Genomic DNA, 17,459 nt, shown 5'->3' with positions numbered 1-17,459 from the left:
CCTACGACCCCGTCCCCTGGTCCGCCCCGATGTTGCGGTGGTCCGTGAGCGGGTTGCCGTAGAAGTCGTGCCGGGTGCCGTCGTCCTCGGTGACCGTGCCCGCGCCGACGGCCGGTGAGCCGGGGCGCAGCCGCAGGTCGTCCGGGGTGCGCGGGTCGGCCGAGCGGAGCAGCGGGTCGGCGTTCACGGCCTCGGCGTCACGCGACTGGGAGGTGCGCCAGTACAGGTTGTTGCGGTACGTGCTGAGCGTGTCCTTGATCGGGGAGCCCGCGCCGGGCGCGCCGACGAAGATGTTGTCCTGGAACGTCGTGCCGGTCTGCCCGTTGTTGGAGACGAGCGCGGTGTCGGCGCGGTCGGTGACGATCGTGTTCCGGTAGATCCGGGTGTCGGTCGTCGGGTTGCAGACGACGGAGACCACCGCGTACGGGGCCGTGGTGTTGCGGTCGTTGACGCTGACGTTGTCGTGGAAGCGATTGCCGTGGGTCGTCATGCCGGCGCCGTTGCAGACGAGGAGGAAGCCGCCCTCGTTGTCGTGGCTGTAGTTGTACCGGTAGACGTTGCGGTTGTTGCCGCCGTCGAAGTCGAAGGCCATCGAGTCGCGGGTGCCGTGGCCGCCGGTGACCTCGTTGTACTGGTACAGCACGTCGTCGGAGTTCCAGGCCCACACCCCGGCGTTGTAGCCCGCCGAGCGCATGTTGAAGCCGTCCACGTAGTTGTGCTCCACCAGCGCGCCGCGCGCGTTCTGCACGACGATGCCGTCGCCGCCCACGTCCCGGACGTCGTTGCCGCGGACGGTCAGACCGGTGATCGCCTCCCAGCTGGTGCCGGGGCCGCCCGGGTGCTCGGGGCGGCGGCCCCATGTCGAGGACGTGCCGATGCCGGTGCGGTCCACGTGCCGGACCGTGGAGTCCTCGATCCGCACTCCGTCGAAACGCGTCGGCCGCTCCGAGCCCTGCACGGCGAAGAGGATGCCGCCCGACGGGTCCGGGTCCTTGAAGTCGGCGCCGTTGACGTCGTGCACGTCCACGCCCTCCACCACGAAGTCCTCCGCGACCCCGTAGTCGGTCGCCTGCACGAGGACACCTGCGCGGCGGTCGGTGGTCGTGGGCGCGCCGGTGTTGGCGATGTCCAGGTTCCGGATCCGCCAGTGCTCCGTGTTCTTCAGGTGCACGGTCGCGCGCGCCCCCGCGCCCTGAAGCCGGGGCTTCGCGCCCTTCCCGTACGCGTCGATCACGGCGGGCGCACCGTCGGCGCCCGCGCCCTGCGGCGCCAGTACGCCGGTGCAGTCGGTGCCGCGTCTCAGCAGCAACCGGTCGCCGGGGCCAAGGACTTGACGGCTGGCCCGCTCCAGGGACCGCCAGGCCGTGCCGGGTGCGGTGCCGGCGGCCGCGTCGTCGCCGTTCGCGCAGTCGACGTGGTAACTCGTCCCCGCCGCACCCCGCGCGGACGCGGAAACGGGCAGCAGCCCGACCGCGGCGGCGGCGATCGCGGTGGCGAGGACGGCGGTACGGCGCAGGGGCATGGCGCACTCCGATCCGGTCGGTCCGACGAGGGCGACGAGGGCGACGAGGGAGGTGAGGACGGCGAGGGAGGTGAGGACCACGAGGACCACGAGGACGACGGGCTGCGCCCGTGGGCCGTCGGATCCCACGGGTGCGGAGCACGCTAACGGCCGCCACGGCCGGGAGCCCATGGACAAACGGGGCCGGGCCTTGGACAGCCGGGCCTCGGACAGCCGGGCCCAGGACAGTCGCGCCTGGACCGGCGCATCCGCGCGCATCCGGGCGCAGCCGCATCCCGGCGCGTACGGGAATTCTCACTCCGCCTACAACCCTCGGCCCGACCCGGAGGTCTCATGATCGTCGACCGCACGGTGACGACCGGGGCAACTCCCGGTGAACACCGTCGAGTCGGCGCCCATCGACTGAGGACGTCGACCAGGCGTCCCCGCATGCCGGAGGAGAAACCGCATGCCGCAGCACAAGCGCACGCCCGCAGGCCCGACGAGCCGCATCCGCCTCGTGGCGGCCACGGCCGTCGCGGCCGCCATGACCGGAGGTCTCGTCGCGGCCACGGCCCCGACCGCCATGGCCGTCGAGGCGCCCGACACGGACGGCGCCGACTTCAACAACGACGGCTACACCGACACCGCCGTCTCCGCGAGCAGGGCCTCGGTGAACGGCCACGCCGAGGCCGGCCAGATCACCGCGATCTACGGCGGCGCCACCGACACCCGCAAGGTGACCTTCGGCCAGCACAGCGCCGGCGTGCCCGGCTCCGCCGAGCGGGGCGACCTCTTCGGCGCGGACTCCGCGTACGGCGACTTCGACGGCGACGGCTACGACGACCTGGCCGTCGCCGCGCCCGGTGAGGACATCGGCACGGACACCGACGGCGGCAGCGTCACCGTCCTGTGGGGCTCGGCCTCCGGCCTGTCCGGCGGCACCACAATCAAGGACCCGCGCCCCACCAAGCACGACTTCTTCGGCGCCCCCATGGAGGCGGGCGACTTCGACGGCGACGGCCGCGACGACCTGGCCGTCGGCGCCCGCTCCGGAGCGGCCACCATCGATCTCTTCGACGGCGGCATCGCCCGCGACGGCAGCCCCGGCGACCACTACACCGTCCTGCCGCCCATCCACAGCGGCGAGGGCGCCGGGCCGTTCAACCTGCACTCCGGCGACGTCAACGGCGACGGCCGCGAGGACCTGATCGTCAACGGCTTCTCCACGGCCGACTCGTACAACGCCAACCTGTGGCTCCCCGGCAGCGCGAACGGGGTCACCACCACCGGCGTCCAGCGGCTGCCCGCCGGCCACATCACCGACGTCGGAGACACCGACAAGGACGGTTACGGCGACATCGTCATCGGCCTGCACTGGGACGAGGGCATCGACGGCGCCAACCTCGGCGGGACCGTCCACATCGTGCACGGCAACGCCAACGGCCCGTACGGCCCCCACCAGGCGATCACCCAGGACAGCGCGGGCGTGCCCGGAACCGGTGAGCAGGGCGACGGCTTCGGCTCGGAGCTGGAGCTCGGCGACGTCAACGGCGACGGCCACCTCGACCTGGTCGTCGGCGCCCCCGAGGAGAACCTGTCCGGCGTCGCCGACGCGGGCGCGGCCACCGTCCTGTACGGCGCTGCCGACGGCTCCGGCATCACCACTTCCGGCGCCCGCTTCCTCGACCAGGACACCCCCGGCGTCCCCAACTCGAACGAGCAGCAGGACTACTTCGGCTCCGACGTGCACCTGGACGACCTGAACGGCGACGGCCGCGACGACGTCCTGATCGGTGCGGTGGGCGAGAACGGCGGCAACGGAGCGGTCTACGCCCTGGGCTCGCACGCCGACGGCAGCCTCAGCTCGACCAGCGGCATCTACACGTCCACGGTCGGCATATCGGCGACGGGCACCCCGTCCTTCGGGGGCAACTTCACGGACTGACGCCTGCTTCCTGCCTGACCCGGGCGTCGTTCACGCCTCCGCGTACACCACCCACACCTGGCCCCGCGCGACGTTCATGCGCTGCCCGTCCGGAGTCCGGTACTCCGTCGGGCGGTCCGCGGCCGTGCGGCTCCACTCCGCCTCGTACGCGCGGCCGTTGCGGAGGAGGAGGGCCGCGCCGGAGCCGACGGTCTCGGTGAACGGGGAGACGTTGCCCCAGCGGTCCTGGAAGCGGGAGTCGCGGACCTCGGTGTACTGCACGACGACCGTCGCCGGGGTCAGCGCCGACGGCTTCCCGTCCAGCTCGACCCGCCAGTGGTCCCGCTCGGCCGACCAGACGAAGCCGAAGCGGGCCGCCGGGTAGCGGACCGTGTGCCGGGACGTGTCCTCGCCGCCCTGCGGCCGCGGCCCGACGCGGAAGCCGAAGGACGCCGGGTCGCAGGCGGTCGGGCGCGGGTCGAGGCGGTCCGGGCGCAGGAACAGGTTGTGCGGGGCGGCCCGGTCGGCCGAGCGCCGGAACGCGTCGGGGTCGTCGCCCGGCGTGCGCGGCTCCAACGGGGCGGCGTCGATGAGGGGTTGGAGCTTGGACTGCGCTCCGGAGTAGGCCAGCAGCGGGCGTCCGTACTGCCCGAGCAGGTCCAGGTCCGTCTCGCGGGCACTGCGCACCGGGCCCACGGACTCCGGCAGGTCACCGGTCGCGTACACCGCGAGGAGGCGGCTCAGGCCCGACTCCACCTGCTCGACGTGGATCACGTCCGCGCGGTCCAGGCCGGTGTGCGGGCGGGCCGGGGCCACGTTGTCGATCTTCACCGCGAGCGGTGTGCAGCCGTCCTCGCCGGCGCCGGGCGGCCGCCGGTCGTCCTGCTCCTGCGGCTGGAGCGTGCACCCCGCGAGGAGTGCCGCGCACGCCAGCAGCAACGCTCGTCCCACTCTGCCGCTCCCCATGCCCTACCCCTACCCCCGTGGGCCTCCTTCAGCCGGAGTTCCGCGTCCGAAATGCGCCAGCTTCGCAGCCGTACGGGAGTGAGCCTGGGAGGCATGACCAGCGAGACCGCCACAGACAGGACCCCCGCCCGCGACACCGGCACGCCCGCCGAGCGCGTGGCCGCCGTCGACTGGGCCGCACTCGGCGCCGAACTCGACGCGTACGGCTGCGCGTCCACGCCCCCGCTGCTCACCCCGGCCGCCTGCCGGCGGATCGCGGACCTGTACGACGACGTCGAGCGGTTCCGCTCCACCGTCGACATGGCGCGGCTCCGCTTCGGGTCGGGCCAGTACCGGTACTTCGACCGGCCGCTGCCCGCACCCGTCGCCGAGCTGCGCGCCGCGCTCTACCCGTACCTGCTGCCCGTCGCCCGTGACTGGGCCGGGCGGCTCGGCAGGCCCGCGCCCTGGCCCGACGACTTCGAGGACTGGCTGGAGCAGTGCCATGCCCTCGGCCAGACCCGCCCCACCCCGATCCTCCTCACGTACGGACGGGGGACTGGAACGCCCTCCACCGCGACCTGTACGGGGACGCGGTCTTCCCGCTCCAGGTCGTCATCGGCCTCGACCGGCCCGGCGTCGACTACACGGGCGGCGAGTTCCTGCTCGTCGAGCAGCGCCCGCGCGCCCAGTCCCGCGGCACCTCCGTCGTTCTGGAACAGGGCCACGGCCTCGTCTTCACGACCAGGGAACGCCCGGTCCGCTCCGCCCGCGGCTGGTCGGCGGGGCAGCTGCGGCACGGCGTGAGCACGGTCCGCTCGGGTACGCGGCGCACGCTGGGCCTCGTCTTCCACGACGCGGCGTGAACCCCCGGCCCGGCGGCCATCAGGGCGAGCTGTCGCCCGGCCTGCGCGGACCGAGCACCTCCGCCAGGTCGTACCGCACGGGCTCCTCCAGCTGTGCGTACGTGCAGCTCTCCGGGGTGCGGTCCGGGCGCCAGCGGCGGAACTGGGCGGTGTGCCGGAAGCGCGCCCCGTTCTCCATGTGGTCGTAGGCCACCTCGACGACCCGCTCGGGGCGCAGCGGCACCCACGACAGGTCCTTCTTGCCGGACCAGCGGCTCGGCGCGCCCGGCAGGCGGGCCGACTCGTGCGCGGACTCCTCGGCCCAGGCCGCCCACGGGTGGTCGTCGGCGGACTCCAACCGCAGCGGCTCCAGCTCGGCGACCAGCTCCTCGCGCCGCTTCATCGAGAACGCCGCGCAGACCCCGACGTGCTGCAGGGTGCCGGAGGCGTCGTACAGGCCGAGGAGGAGGGAGCCGACGACGGGGCCCGACTTGTGGAAGCGGTAGCCGGCGACGACGACATCGGCGGTGCGCTCGTGCTTGATCTTGAACATCAGCCGCTCGTTCTGCCGGTAGCGCAGGTCGAGCGGCTTGGCGATCACACCGTCGAGCCCGGCGCCCTCGTACGAGCGGAACCACTCGGCGGCCACGTCCGGGTCGGTGGTCGCGGGCGCGACGTGGACCGGTGGGCGGGACCCCGACAGGGCCATGACGAGGGCGGCGCGGCGGTCGCCCAGCGCCTCGTCGACGAGCGAGCGGTCGCCGAGGGCCAGCAGGTCGAACGCGACGAACGAGGCAGGGGTCCGCTCGGCGAGCAGGCGTACGCGGGAGTCGGCCGGGTGGATGCGCTCCGTGAGCGCGTCGAAGTCGAGGCGGCCGTCGCGGGCGATGACGATCTCCCCGTCCATCACGCAGCGCCCCGGCAGATTGTCCTTCAAGGCGGCCACGAGTTCAGGGAAGTACCTGGTCAGCGGCTTGCCCGTACGGCTGCCCAGCTCGATCTCGGCGCCGTCGCGGAACACGATCGCGCGGAAGCCGTCCCACTTGGCCTCGTACTGCATGCCCGGCGGGATCTTCTTCACCGGCTTCGCGAGCATCGGCTTGACGGGTGGCATCACCGGCAGATCCATGCATCCGATTCTGCTCGCGTACGAGGCTTGTCGCCCGGTGTGCGAGGTATGCGCGGTACGCCTACCGTGGCTCGCATGGGCGAAGCGGTGGAACTGGAGGCGGGCGGCCGGACCGTGCGCCTGTCCAACCCGGGCAAGGTGTTCTTTCCGGAACGCGGGTTCACCAAGCTGGACATCGCCCGGTACTACATCGCCGTCGGGCCCGGCATCCTGCGGGCGCTGCGCAACCGGCCCACGACCCTTGAGCGGTATCCGGACGGCGTGACCGGCGAGTGGTTCTTCCAGAAGCGGGCGCCGAAGAACATGCCCGACTGGATCCCCACGGCCCACATCAGCTTCCCCAGCGGGCGCAGCGCCGACGAGATGTGCCCCACCGAGGAGGCGGCCGTGCTGTGGGCCGCGCAGTACGGGACGCTCACCTTCCACCCCTGGCCGGTGCGCCGCGACGACGTGGACCGGCCCGACGAGCTGCGCATCGACCTCGACCCGCAGCCCGGCACCGACTACGACGACGCGGTCCGCGCCGCCCACGAACTGCGGGCCGTGCTCGACGAGTTCGGCGGGTTGCGCGGCTGGCCCAAGACCTCCGGCGGGCGCGGCCTGCACGTGTTCGTGCCGATCGAGCCGCGATGGACGTTCACGCAGGTACGGCGCGCGGCGATCGCCGTCGGACGCGAACTGGAGCGGCGCATGCCGGACCGCGTGACCATCAAGTGGTGGAAGGAGGAGCGCGGCGAGCGGATCTTCGTCGACTACAACCAGACCGCCCGCGACCGCACGATCGCCTCCGCCTACTCGGTCCGCCCCCACCCGCACGCCCCGGTCTCCGCGCCCCTGCGCTGGGACGAGGTCGGCGTGGCCCACCCCCGCGACTTCGACCTCGCGACGATGCCGGCCCGCTACGCCGAACTCGGCGACGTCCACGCGGACATGGACGACCACCGCTACACCCTGGACGCGCTGCTGGCCCTCGCCGACAAGGACGAGAAGGACCACGGCCTCGGCGACCTCCCGTATCCGCCGGAGTACCCGAAGATGCCGGGCGAGCCCAAGCGGGTGCAGCCTAGCCGGGCAAAGAAGCAGCCCGAGTAGGAGGCCCCAGCCTCCAACCGGACCTCTCCTCCCCGAAGTTCCCGGCGGACGCCCCGGATACTGCGCCCGCCGGCCCCCGCCGGGGCTGTCGCCCCTGAGCCCCGCCGCCTGCCGCGGGGCTCCGCCCCGCGCCCGGAGTGGGCCGTCGTTCGGCTGCCGCGCCGTCGTGGCTGGTCGCGCAGTTCCCCGCGCCCCTGACGGGGCCCGCCCAGGGGGTCCCGGCCCCGTAGCGCCGCAGGCTTTCGGGAAGGGGCGGGGTGGGGAGAACGACGAACGCGGGCCCGACCGCCGTCGGTTGTGGTCGTGTCGGCGGTGCGGGCCCGCGCCCGAGGGAATGGGCGCCCCTACAACTCCCTGATCCGGATGTCCCGGAACGAGATCACGTCCGTGACTCCGTGGACCTGGAGGCCCACGTAGCCGGAGGCGTAGCGGCGGCCGTCGGTGCCCGGGTCGTCCGCGCGGGGCGGGTCGAAGACCTGGCCGGCGGTGTTGTCGAACTCGTTGATCAACTTGCCGTTGCGGTACACCTCGTAGTGCTGGTCGATCACCCGGATCTCGTAGTCGTTCCAGGTGCCCTTCGGCGTGACCCCGGCGTCCGCGAGGCCGACGCGGTCGAAGCCGTAGACCGAGCCGGTCTTGTACATGTCGCCGTCGGGACGGTCGAGCACCTGCACCTCGTGCCCGTACTTGATGGCGACCCACTCCGGACGTGACTCCTCCGGGTGGTCGTGGACCTGCGGGAACCGTACGAACACACCGGAGTTGGCGTTGCCCGCGCCCGGCGCGTCGTCCCGCCACTGCAGCTTCAGCGAGAAGTCCTCGTACCGCCGCTCCGGGAACCACAGCATGCCGAGCCCGGACTTCTCCGTGCCCGAGGTCATCGAGCCGTCCTCGTTCAGGCCGAACGAACCGCCGCCCACGTGCTCCCACTTGGCGAACGACTCCTTCGAGCCGTCGAACAGCTTGCGGTAGCCCTCGGTCTGGCCGGGCCTGCCGATGCCGGACTTCTTCGCCGCGCTGTAGATCGTGCGCTGCTCACGCGCGTCGATGACGCCCTCCTGCACGAGCGCGTTGAGGATCTGGTCCACGTGCTTCAGGAACAGCGCCTGCGACGACCAGTCCTTCTCGTCCTCGATCAGCTCGTTGATCGTGCAGCGGTTCGCCGTGACCCGGTTCGGCACCCCGCTGTCGACGTCCCCGACGAACACCGTCGGCCGCTCGTCGAACTCCGGGCAGTCCGGCGCCGGCACCCCGCCGCCCTCGACGACCGTGAACGCCGTCGTCCTCGCCTCGGACGTGTTGCCCGCCTTGTCCGTCGCCCGGTACGCCACCTCGTGCCGGCCCGTCCGGTCCACGACCAGCGGTTCCGTGTACGCGAGATACGGCGCCCCGTCGAGCGAGTACTCGACCTTGTCCACGCCCGAACCGGAGTCCGTCGCCGACACCGTCACCGTGGCCTTCCCGACGTACGCGCCGTCGGAGTCGACCGTCCCGTCCACCTTCGCGGAGGTCTCCGGCGGTGTCGTGTCCTCCGCCGGCGGCGCCACGACCGCGAACTCGACGGCCTTCTCGGCGGCGACGTTCCCCGCCTTGTCCGCGGCCCGGTACCGAACCTTGTACGCGCCCGGTTCCTGGAACATCACGGGCGCCGAGTACGCCTGCCACGCACCGGTGTCACCGACCGCGTACTCCACCGTGTTCACCCCGGAGCCCGCGTCCGACGCCGCGACCGTCACCGTCGCCGTGCCGACGTACGCGCCGTCCGCGTTCTGCTCGCCGGTCACCGTCGCCGAGGTCTCCGGGGCGGTCGTGTCGTCCGTCGGCGGGGCCACCACCGTGAACTGCACGGCCTTCTCGGCGGCCACGTTGCCCGCCTGGTCGGTCGCCCGGTAGCGGATCTTGTGGCTGCCGACCTGGTCGACGACCACCGGATTCGTGTACGGCTGCCACGCCCCGGCATCCCCGATCGCGTACTCGACCGAGGCGACGCCCGAGCCGCCCGACTCGTCCGCCGCCGACACCGTCACCGCGGCCTGCCCCACATAGGCGCCGTCCGCGTTCTGGGTGCCCTCGACCTTCGCCGAGGTCTCCGGGGCCGTCGTGTCCTCGCCCCCGCCGCCCTCGGTCACCGTGAGGATGCCCTGCATCGTGCCGTGCCCCGGGATCGTGCAGTGGTACAGGTACCGGCCCGGCGTCAGCGTCACCTGCGCGGTGTGCTTGCCGCCCTGCGCGTCCGAGGGGTTGGCCAGGATGTTCAGCGGTACGTCGTTGTTGTACTCGGGGTCCGACACGTCGAACGTCAACGTGTGCGGCATGCCCGTGGTGTTGCCGGTCGCCGCGCTGTTCTCGAAGACGATCGTCGTCGGTCCCGCCACCGCCGTCGTCGGCGCCGACACGTACTTGTCGATCGCGTCACCGGCCGTCCACGTCAGCACCTGCTCGGCCGCCGCGCCCTCGTCCTGCACCGGCCGCATGCCCGGGTCGGGCTGGCCGTACGCCGCCGGGGCGGTCAGGCCGAGCACCATCAGGAGCGCGGCGAGCAGCACCCTCAACCCTCTACGTCTCTGTCTCACCGGTCAGCCCTTCCTGGCCAGCTGGTCGGCGCTCGGGGTGGCCGCGCCGCCCTCGTAAGTGACGCGCCACAGCGCCGACTTGGCGTCCGAGGTGAAGAAGCCGCGCCCGTAGTCCAGGACGTACAGCGAGCCGTCCGGGGCGAACTTCCAGTCCATGAGGTTCTTGATGCCGTCGTTGCCGATCGGCACGATCTTCTTCAGCGACTCGGCGTGCACCGGAACCCCGCCCTTGCCGACCGTCGCCGGGTCGGTGAGCACCGCGTGCCGCGGCTGGTCCTGGTCGTAGAAGTCGCCGACGAACCACTTGCCGTCCCAGTACGACGGCCACTTGACGTCGCTCGCGCTGTCCGCGTCGTACCGGTACACGGGCCCGTTCATCGCCGCCTGCCCGCCGCCCTTCAGCCACGGCAGCCGGAACGTCTGCTCCTCCGGCTTGTACGACGGCACGCCGTCCGCGTCGCGCGGGAAGTCCGGGCCGCCGCCCTGCGGCGAGTACCAGATCGTGTTGGACGTGACCGGCGGCAGGTTCACCAGGCCGTCGTTGTTGGGCGACTCGTTCTTCGGCGCGTCGCAGTCGTACCAGCCCAGCGGCTGCGTCGGATCGGGCAGGTTGCGGTCCCGGTACGGCTGCTTGTTGCCCATGCAGTAGGGCCAGCCGTGGTTGCCCGGGCCGGTGATCGCGGCGAACGTGTCGTACTTCGCCGGGCCCCAAGTGGTGGACGGGGAACCGGCGTCGGGGCCGACCCAGCCCGCGTACAGCGTGTCGGTCTCCTTGTCGACCGAGATGCGCGCCGGGTTGCGCACGCCCATCACATAGATCTCGCCGCGCGTCTTTCCGCCGCCCTCGTCGGTCTCCTCACCGGTGAAGAGGTTGCCCTCGGGCAGGGTGTACGTGCCGTCCGGCTCCGGGTGGATGCGGAGGATCTTGCCGTTGAGGTTGTTGGTGTTGCCCGCGGTGCGGCGCGCGTCCGCGAACGAGACGCCCTTGAAGTTCGGCTCCGGGTTGTTGCCGGAGTAACCGTCGCTGAAGCGGCTGGAGTTGTTGTCGCCGGTCGCGATGTACAGGTTGTCCTTCGAGTCCCAGGCCATCCCGCCGCCCGCGTGGCAGCAACTGTGGATCTGCACCGGCCACTTCAGCAGCACCTTCTCGCTGCCCAGGTCCAGCTTCTGCGTCGCCGGGTCGAGGGTGAACCGGGACACGCGCCGCTCGGCCATGCGCGTCTCGCGGTCGATCTCGGAGTGCGGCGTGTAGTGCAGGTACACCCAGCCGTTGTCCTCGAACCGCGGGTCCAGCTCGATGCCGAGCAGCCCCTCCTCGACCTTGACCAGCTCGTCGCCGCCGCCCTTGTTGCCGAACACCGTGAGCGCGCCCGCGAGTTGGACCTTGCCGGTCTTCGGGTCGTAGATGTGGACCTCGCCCTTGCCCTTGCCGATGTCCGGGTTGTTCCAGTCGGTCACCACGGGCTGCGAGGAGTCGGCGCCGCCGCGGCCGATGTAGAACACCCGCCCGTCCTTCGCGGTCACCAGTCCGTGCGGCTCGCCGATCTGGTCGTTCTGGCCGGGCTGGTTGGGCTTGGTGACCCGCTCGGCCTTGTAGTTGGAGTTGATCGCGGCCTTGCAGTCGGCCCGCACGAGCCGGGTCGTCCACAGCAGCGCGCCGCGCAGATGCTCGCGGAAGTCGGTCTCGGCGTACGCGTCGACGGTGCCGCCCATGCCGGTGTAGAAGGCCCGCCCGCCGTCGTAGTCACGGCACCAACTCACCGGGTGGTCGGCCCCGTTGGCGCCCGCGCCCGGCTTGTACGTCGACTCGCGCACCCGCGCCACCGTGTGCACGTCGCCGGAGGGGTTCTTCTCCCAGTTGAGCCACTTGTCGGGGCGCTTCCACTCCAGCGGGAGGCCCTTGGTGGCCGGGTGCTGCCGGTCGCCGACCTCGACGGTTGCGCGCTGTGCGGTGGCCGCTTCGGAGCCCTCGGCGGGCCGGGCGCCGACCAGGCCGGTGAACCAGTCGGAGTACGGCTCGGCGCGGGCCGCGTCGTGCACGCCGAGGAAGCCGCCGCCGGCCTCCATGTACGTTTCCAGGCCGGCCTCCTGGTCCGGGTCGAGCACGTCGCCGCCGCCGGTCAGGAACACCACGGCGTTGTACCGGCCGAGCTGCTTCCCGTCGGTGAAGACGGAGGCGTCGTCGGTCGCGGTGACGGTGAACCGCTGGCCGGTCGGCCCCGAGTTCCCGATCCGCTCGACCGCCTCGATCCCGGCGTTCACCAGCGGCGTCTCCGGGCTCGCCGAGCCGTGGAAGACCAGCACGCGCACGTTGCTGCCGCCCGGCGGCGAAGGCAGCGACATCGTTGTCGTCGGGGCGTCGGGATACGGCCGCGCGGTCGCGGGCCCCGACGCCAGCAGGCCCGCGGCCAGCGAACCGACCGCGAGCCCGGTCGCCAACCGCCTGCGGGATCTGTGTCTGTGTCTGGTCAACCGGCCCGCGTCCGCGGGTTGTTGACGTGGTGCGCTCCGCATCTGGTCACCCACCCCTCGTCGTTCACAGCAACAGCGCCAAGGAAGCTAGACCTCTTTCAACGGTTCGCCAATAGCTATGACCGCGATTGCACAAACTTTGTCCTGAGTGTGGATAAACGAAGATCCCGGGGCTACGGTGTGGCCCGTCCGAAAGGCCAGGGAAGTCCCTGGAACCCACCAACCTCGTTACGGCCCTGGGGAGTTCGGCGATGACGGAAGCACTGGGCGGGCAACTCGGCAGACGCGGATTCAACCGGCGCCTCTTCGCCGGGGGAGCGGCGGTCGCCGCCGGGCTGACATCGATGTCGGGGGTGCTCCCCGGGTCCGCCCCGGCGGCCGCCGAGCCGGGCGCGGGCGCGCGACAGGCCGAGGCGAAGGGCGAGACCCGGCACATCAAGCTGTACGTCGAGAAGCTCGCCGACAACCAGCTGGGGTACGGCCTTGAGCAGGGCAAGGCCAGCATCCCCGGGCCGCTCCTGGAGATGGTCGAGGGCGACACCCTGCACATCGAGCTGCACAACCTCACCGACGTCGACGTCAGCCTGCACCCGCACGGCATCGACTACGAGATCGGCAGCGACGGCACCCGGCACAACAACAGCCATACGGCGCCGGGCAAGACACGCACGTACACCTGGCGCAGCCACGCCCCCGGCCGCCGCAAGGACGGCACCTGGCGGGCGGGCAGCGCGGGCTACTGGCACTACCACGACCACGTCGTCGGCACCGACCACGGCACGGGCGGGCTGCGCAGGGGGCTGTACGGCGGGCTGATCGTGCGGCGCGACGGGGACGTGCTGCCGGACCGCACGTACACGATCGTCTTCAACGACATGACCATCAACAACCTCCCCAAGGGCCCCGACCTGAAGGCGACGGTGGGCGAGCGGGTCGAGATCCTGATGGTCACGCACGGCGAGTACTACCACACGTTCCACATGCACGGTCACCGCTGGGCGGACAACCGCACGGGCATCCTGACCGGCCCCGACGACCCGTCACCGGTCATCGACAACAAGATCACCGGCCCCGCGGACTCGTTCGGCTTCCAGATCATCGCGGGCGAGGGGGTGGGCGCGGGCGCCTGGATGTACCACTGCCACGTCCAGAGCCACTCCGACATGGGGATGGCGGGCATGTTCCTGGTGGCCAAGGAGGACGGCACGGTGCCGGGGCACGGGGGGCACTAGGGCCTACGAGGCTGCCGTCGGCTACGCCCCGGAGGGGCTGTCTTTCAGGGGCGCGGGGAACTGCGCGACCAGCCACGACGGCGCCGCAGCCGAAAGACAGCGGGGGGCCGGGGGCGGAGCCCTCGGAGCTGGCCGCTGAGGACTTTCGGGAAGGGGCGGGGAGGGGGGAGTGCACAGACCCGCAGGGCCACCGGCGGGAGGTCACTATCCTGGCCGGACGCCGCCCGCCCCCGCCGGAGGAGCCCCACCCGTGTCCGAGCCGTCGAACCCGCGCCCCACCCTGGAAGCCGTCGCCGCGCACGCGGGCGTCTCCCGGGCCACCGTGTCCCGGGTCGTCAACGGCGGCGCGGGAGTGCGGAGTTCACTCGCCGAGAAGGTCCTCCGCGCGGTCGACGAGCTCGGGTACGTACCGAACCAGGCGGCCCGCACGCTCGTCACCCGCCGGCACGACGCGGTCGCCGTCGTCATCGCCGAGCCCGAGACCCGCGTCTTCACCGACCCGTTCTTCGCTCAGCAGCTGCGCGGCATCAGCAAGGAACTCACCGCCCACGACTCGCAGTTGGTGCTGCTCCTCGTGGAGGGCCCGGGCGACTACGCGCGCGTGGGCCGCTATCTTGCGGGCGGCCACGTCGACGGCGCCCTGGTCTTCTCCGTGCACCTGGACGACGAACTCCCGGACATCATCCGCAGGTCGGCCCTGCCCACCGTGTTCGGCGGCCGCCCGGACCAGGGCGGCGCCCGCACTCCGTACGTGGACTGCGACAATCGCGGCGGCGCCCGTGAGGCCGTACGCCATCTGCGGTCCCTCGGCCGGGAGCGGATAGCGCACATCACCGGGCCGCTCGACCAGACCTCCGCCGTGGACCGCCTGGACGGCTACCGGGACGTGCTGCCGGAGGCCGACCCCGCGCTCCTCGCGGGCGGCGACTTCACCTCGGCGGGCGGGGAGCAGGCGATGCGCCAACTCCTGGAGCGCGTACCGGACTTGGACGCGGTGTTCGCCGCCAACGACCTCACCGCGGCGGGCGCCCTCAGGGTGCTGCGGGAGCGCGGGCGGCGCGTGCCCGAGGAGGTGGCCCTGGTCGGCTTCGACGACCTGGTGCCGGTCGCCGAGCAGACGAACCCGCCGCTGACCACCGTCCGCCAGGACATCGAGGAGATGGGCCGCCTGATGGCCCGCCTGTTGCTGCGCGGACTGGAGAAGGGCGGCGCCCAGGACGCCCCCGCGGAGGGTCCTGCCGCCGCCCCGTCCTCCGTCATCATGCCGACTGCACTCGTCCGCCGCGCCTCGGCCTGAACTCCCGTACGGGACAGGCCGGTCGGCCCATCGAGGTCAGGAACCGACCGACACCGTGAACCTGCGCGGGTTCCCGTCGTGCGCCGCGCCCGACACGTCCGGCTCGCCGTCCGGGCGGACGTCGTCGTACGGGAACGCGTACCCGATGGGGGAGTTGGCGTGCACGACGCGCGCCCAGTGGTTGGTCGTCGCGTCCTGGTAGTAGTCGGCCGCCGTCGTGCCGTTGGGCTGCTCGGGGTGGCTGAGCATGATCGACCGGTTGAAGCCCGCCGCGAGCCGCGCGATCAGGCCCTTCTTGTCGTCCGGGTCGTCCGGGTTGTTGGCGAACGGGCCGTGGTTGCAGGTGAACACGTCCTTCGACGCCGGCTTGGCGAAGCTGTGGCCGCCGTCGAACGTCAGCGTGTCCCCGGAGACCCGGCCGGTGAGCACGCCGCGCCCGCCCTGCAGATCGATCCGCAGGTCCTCGGAGCGGTACTTCTCCCACACCTGGTCCACGTACGCGTCGAACACGTCGCGGAACGGCATCTCGTCCGGCCGGTCGAAGTACGGCGCCATCAGGTTCTGGGGCGAGATCACCCGCAGGACGTCACCGCCCTCGCCGCGGATGACCAGCTTGTCCCACGGCTGCCCGTCCTTCGCGGCCTGCGCCGCCAGGTCGTCGGCGATCTTCTGCACCGCCCCGTCCGGCAGCGGCGCCACCTCGTGCGTGGCGTCGCCCTCCAGCTTCAGCCCGATCGGCAGGGCCGTCACCAGGTCGACATAGCTGATGTTGGCGTACAGCTGCTGCGGGTTGAACGTGAACTCGCAGAACGACCACGTCCGCCCGTAGTTGGGATCCTCCTCGGTGGCGAAGGCCGGCTCGACGAGCGAGGGGCCGGGGTTGAGGAAGAAGTCCAGCTTGTCGTCGCGTACGAAGTAGACGCGGGCGCCGAACATCTGAGGCAGCGTCAGGACGACGGGCGCCTCGCCCGGGCCGCCGAGCGGGATCGCGCAGTCGACGGGCAGCGGCGTCTCCGGCTGGGCGGGCGACTCGGGCCGGTACACGCTGCCGTCGGCCCGCAGCAGCACCCAGCGGTCGGTGCCCTGCTCGTGCCCGGTGACGTACGCGTGCACCGTGCCCGTCAACGACTTGTTCTCCAGGGCGAGTTCACAGGTCTCGGGCGCGGCCTTCGCGCTGGGGCTGAGAGCGCTTCCCCAGACGGGGTACGACAGCGCGGTGGCGGCGCCTGCGGTGGCGGTCAAGAACACTCGACGCGATATCACGGAGTCTCCTGGGGTGTGGGGGAACGCGGGGGTGGGGGCGCCCGCGTGCCGACCACCATGGCCAAGTCCCTTACCGGCGTCAAGAGTTGTGACTGAGAGCGCTCTCAACCGGGGAAGATCCTTCAGAAGTCGGCGATGGCGTGGGCGGTCGGCGCCCGACTGCGCGCACTCCGCCGCGTACCGGTTTCGGAGGGCGATTGTCAGTGCCGGGTGCCAGACTCGAAACAGGCAGTAGGGGACTCTCCTAAGGAGCGATCATGCTCACCACCAGTTTCGTCACCGGCTCCCTGACCTGGGCGGACCTCGGCACCCCGGACATCGAGCGCGCCAACGGCTTCTACGGCGGTGTCTTCGGCTGGACGGCGGAGGGTGACAGCGAGAAGTTCGGCGGTTACGTGACGTATCGCAGCGACGGCCAGTCCGTGGCCGGCGGCATGCAGGTCCCCGAGAAGGAAGCCCCGCCCGCCTGGTCGCTGTACTTCTGCGCGCCGGACGTCGAGGCCGCCGTCAAGGCCGTCGAGCAGGCCGGGGGCACGGTCGCCCTGGAGCCGATCGACGTGGGCGACCTCGGCCGCATGGCGGTGTGCACGGACCCGACGGGCGCCGGCTTCAGCGTCTGGCAGGCCGGCACGATGCCCGGCTTCGAGGCGGTCCAGCGCCCCGGCTCGCTCTGCTGGGCAGAGCTGTACACCTCGGACGTCACGGCGGCCTCGGAGTTCTACAGCACGGCGCTCGGCCTGCAGGCCTACGAGGTCCCGTTCCCCGGCGGTTCGTACACGACGCTGTACCCCCAAGGCGCGGACCCGGAGGCGATGTTCGGCGGAGTGGTCCCGAAGGAGGTCGACGCCCTGGAGGCCCGCAGCCCCTCGCACTGGCTGCCGTACTTCGAGGTGGCCGACTGCGACGCGGCCGCGGCGCAGGCCCGCGAGCTGGGCGGCGCGGTGGACATGGAGCCCACCGACCTGCAGGACGTCGGCCGCATCGCCAAGCTCGCCGACCCCTTCGGCGCCCGCTTCGCGGTGATGCGGCCCGCGCCCCGCCAGGCGGACACCCAGGAGGGCTGAGCACGGACGCACGCGGCGCGCGGCACGACACGCCGCGCGCCGCCTTTTCTGCGCGGACCGGCTCGGGCATGCTGCACGGGCTGCCGGGGGAAGGATGATGTGAGGCGGGAGCCGGTGTG

11 protein-coding genes and 1 pseudogene are annotated in these 17,459 nt (G+C 71.9%); 6 read left to right on the top strand and 6 right to left on the bottom strand.

The window, feature by feature from the left end:
- Nucleotide 1: 1 nt before the first annotated feature.
- On the bottom strand, nt 2–1,651 hold the full coding sequence (locus ACIDOF_RS24570) for a right-handed parallel beta-helix repeat-containing protein (protein WP_409008229.1): 1,650 nt from the start codon (nt 1,649–1,651) through the stop codon (nt 2–4).
- A 319-nt stretch (nt 1,652–1,970) separates the two neighbouring features.
- Between ACIDOF_RS24570 and ACIDOF_RS24565 the strand changes: the two genes are divergently transcribed.
- Nucleotides 1,971–3,449 carry an FG-GAP repeat protein gene (locus ACIDOF_RS24565; RefSeq protein ID WP_409008228.1) on the top strand — a complete coding sequence of 493 codons (1,479 nt, stop codon included), beginning with the start codon at nt 1,971–1,973 and terminating at the stop codon, nt 3,447–3,449.
- Between the two features lie 30 nt (nt 3,450–3,479).
- Here the strand turns inward: ACIDOF_RS24565 and ACIDOF_RS24560 are convergent, their stop codons facing one another.
- The gene (locus tag ACIDOF_RS24560) at nt 3,480–4,394 is read right to left on the bottom strand and encodes a DUF3048 domain-containing protein (RefSeq protein WP_409008227.1); all 915 of its coding nucleotides are present in this window, start codon (nt 4,392–4,394) and stop codon (nt 3,480–3,482) included.
- Nucleotides 4,395–4,487: 93 nt separating this feature from the next.
- Here ACIDOF_RS24560 and ACIDOF_RS24555 point away from each other — a divergent pair.
- Nucleotides 4,488–5,239 (top strand): annotated as a pseudogene (locus tag ACIDOF_RS24555) (2OG-Fe(II) oxygenase).
- A 19-nt stretch (nt 5,240–5,258) separates the two neighbouring features.
- Here the strand turns inward: ACIDOF_RS24555 and ACIDOF_RS24550 are convergent.
- Nucleotides 5,259–6,347 (bottom strand): ATP-dependent DNA ligase, encoded by a 1,089-nt coding sequence (locus ACIDOF_RS24550; RefSeq protein WP_409008226.1) that lies wholly within the window; start codon nt 6,345–6,347, stop codon nt 5,259–5,261.
- A gap of 75 nt (nt 6,348–6,422) precedes the next feature.
- Between ACIDOF_RS24550 and ligD the strand changes: the two genes are divergently transcribed.
- The gene (gene ligD / locus ACIDOF_RS24545) at nt 6,423–7,439 is read left to right on the top strand and encodes a non-homologous end-joining DNA ligase (protein WP_409008225.1); all 1,017 of its coding nucleotides are present in this window, start codon (nt 6,423–6,425) and stop codon (nt 7,437–7,439) included.
- 344 nt (nt 7,440–7,783) lie between these two features.
- Here ligD and ACIDOF_RS24540 read toward each other — a convergent pair whose 3' ends face one another.
- Together ACIDOF_RS24540 and ACIDOF_RS24535 are read right to left on the bottom strand one after the other, a co-directional pair.
- Nucleotides 7,784–9,964 (bottom strand): OmpL47-type beta-barrel domain-containing protein, encoded by a 2,181-nt coding sequence (locus tag ACIDOF_RS24540; RefSeq protein WP_409008293.1) that lies wholly within the window; start codon nt 9,962–9,964, stop codon nt 7,784–7,786.
- Between the two features lie 51 nt (nt 9,965–10,015).
- Nucleotides 10,016–12,526 carry a ThuA domain-containing protein gene (locus tag ACIDOF_RS24535; RefSeq protein WP_409008224.1) on the bottom strand — a complete coding sequence of 837 codons (2,511 nt, stop codon included), beginning with the start codon at nt 12,524–12,526 and terminating at the stop codon, nt 10,016–10,018.
- Between the two features lie 209 nt (nt 12,527–12,735).
- Between ACIDOF_RS24535 and ACIDOF_RS24530 the strand changes: the two genes are divergently transcribed.
- Nucleotides 12,736–13,716: a multicopper oxidase domain-containing protein gene (locus ACIDOF_RS24530; RefSeq protein ID WP_409008223.1), complete on the top strand. Its 981-nt coding sequence runs from the start codon at nt 12,736–12,738 to the stop codon at nt 13,714–13,716.
- Nucleotides 13,717–13,966: 250 nt separating this feature from the next.
- Nucleotides 13,967–15,013 carry a LacI family DNA-binding transcriptional regulator gene (locus ACIDOF_RS24525; RefSeq protein WP_409008222.1) on the top strand — a complete coding sequence of 349 codons (1,047 nt, stop codon included), beginning with the start codon at nt 13,967–13,969 and terminating at the stop codon, nt 15,011–15,013.
- Between the two features lie 36 nt (nt 15,014–15,049).
- On the opposite strand, the gene ACIDOF_RS24520 is transcribed toward ACIDOF_RS24525, so the two are convergent.
- A complete protein-coding gene (locus ACIDOF_RS24520) occupies nt 15,050–16,276 on the bottom strand; it encodes a glycoside hydrolase family 64 protein (protein ID WP_409008221.1) in 1,227 nt (408 codons plus the stop codon).
- Nucleotides 16,277–16,533: 257 nt separating this feature from the next.
- On the opposite strand from ACIDOF_RS24520, the gene ACIDOF_RS24515 reads away from it, so the two are divergent.
- Nucleotides 16,534–17,340 (top strand): VOC family protein, encoded by an 807-nt coding sequence (locus ACIDOF_RS24515; RefSeq protein WP_409008220.1) that lies wholly within the window; start codon nt 16,534–16,536, stop codon nt 17,338–17,340.
- Nucleotides 17,341–17,459: the final 119 nt, after the last annotated feature.

The sequence above is a fragment of the Streptomyces sp. Da 82-17 genome (assembly GCF_046098215.1).
Classification (GTDB): Bacteria; Actinomycetota; Actinomycetes; order Streptomycetales; family Streptomycetaceae; genus Streptomyces.
The sequence above is the reverse complement of the archived record's forward strand: the minus strand, read 5'-3'. Positions and strand labels throughout refer to the sequence as shown.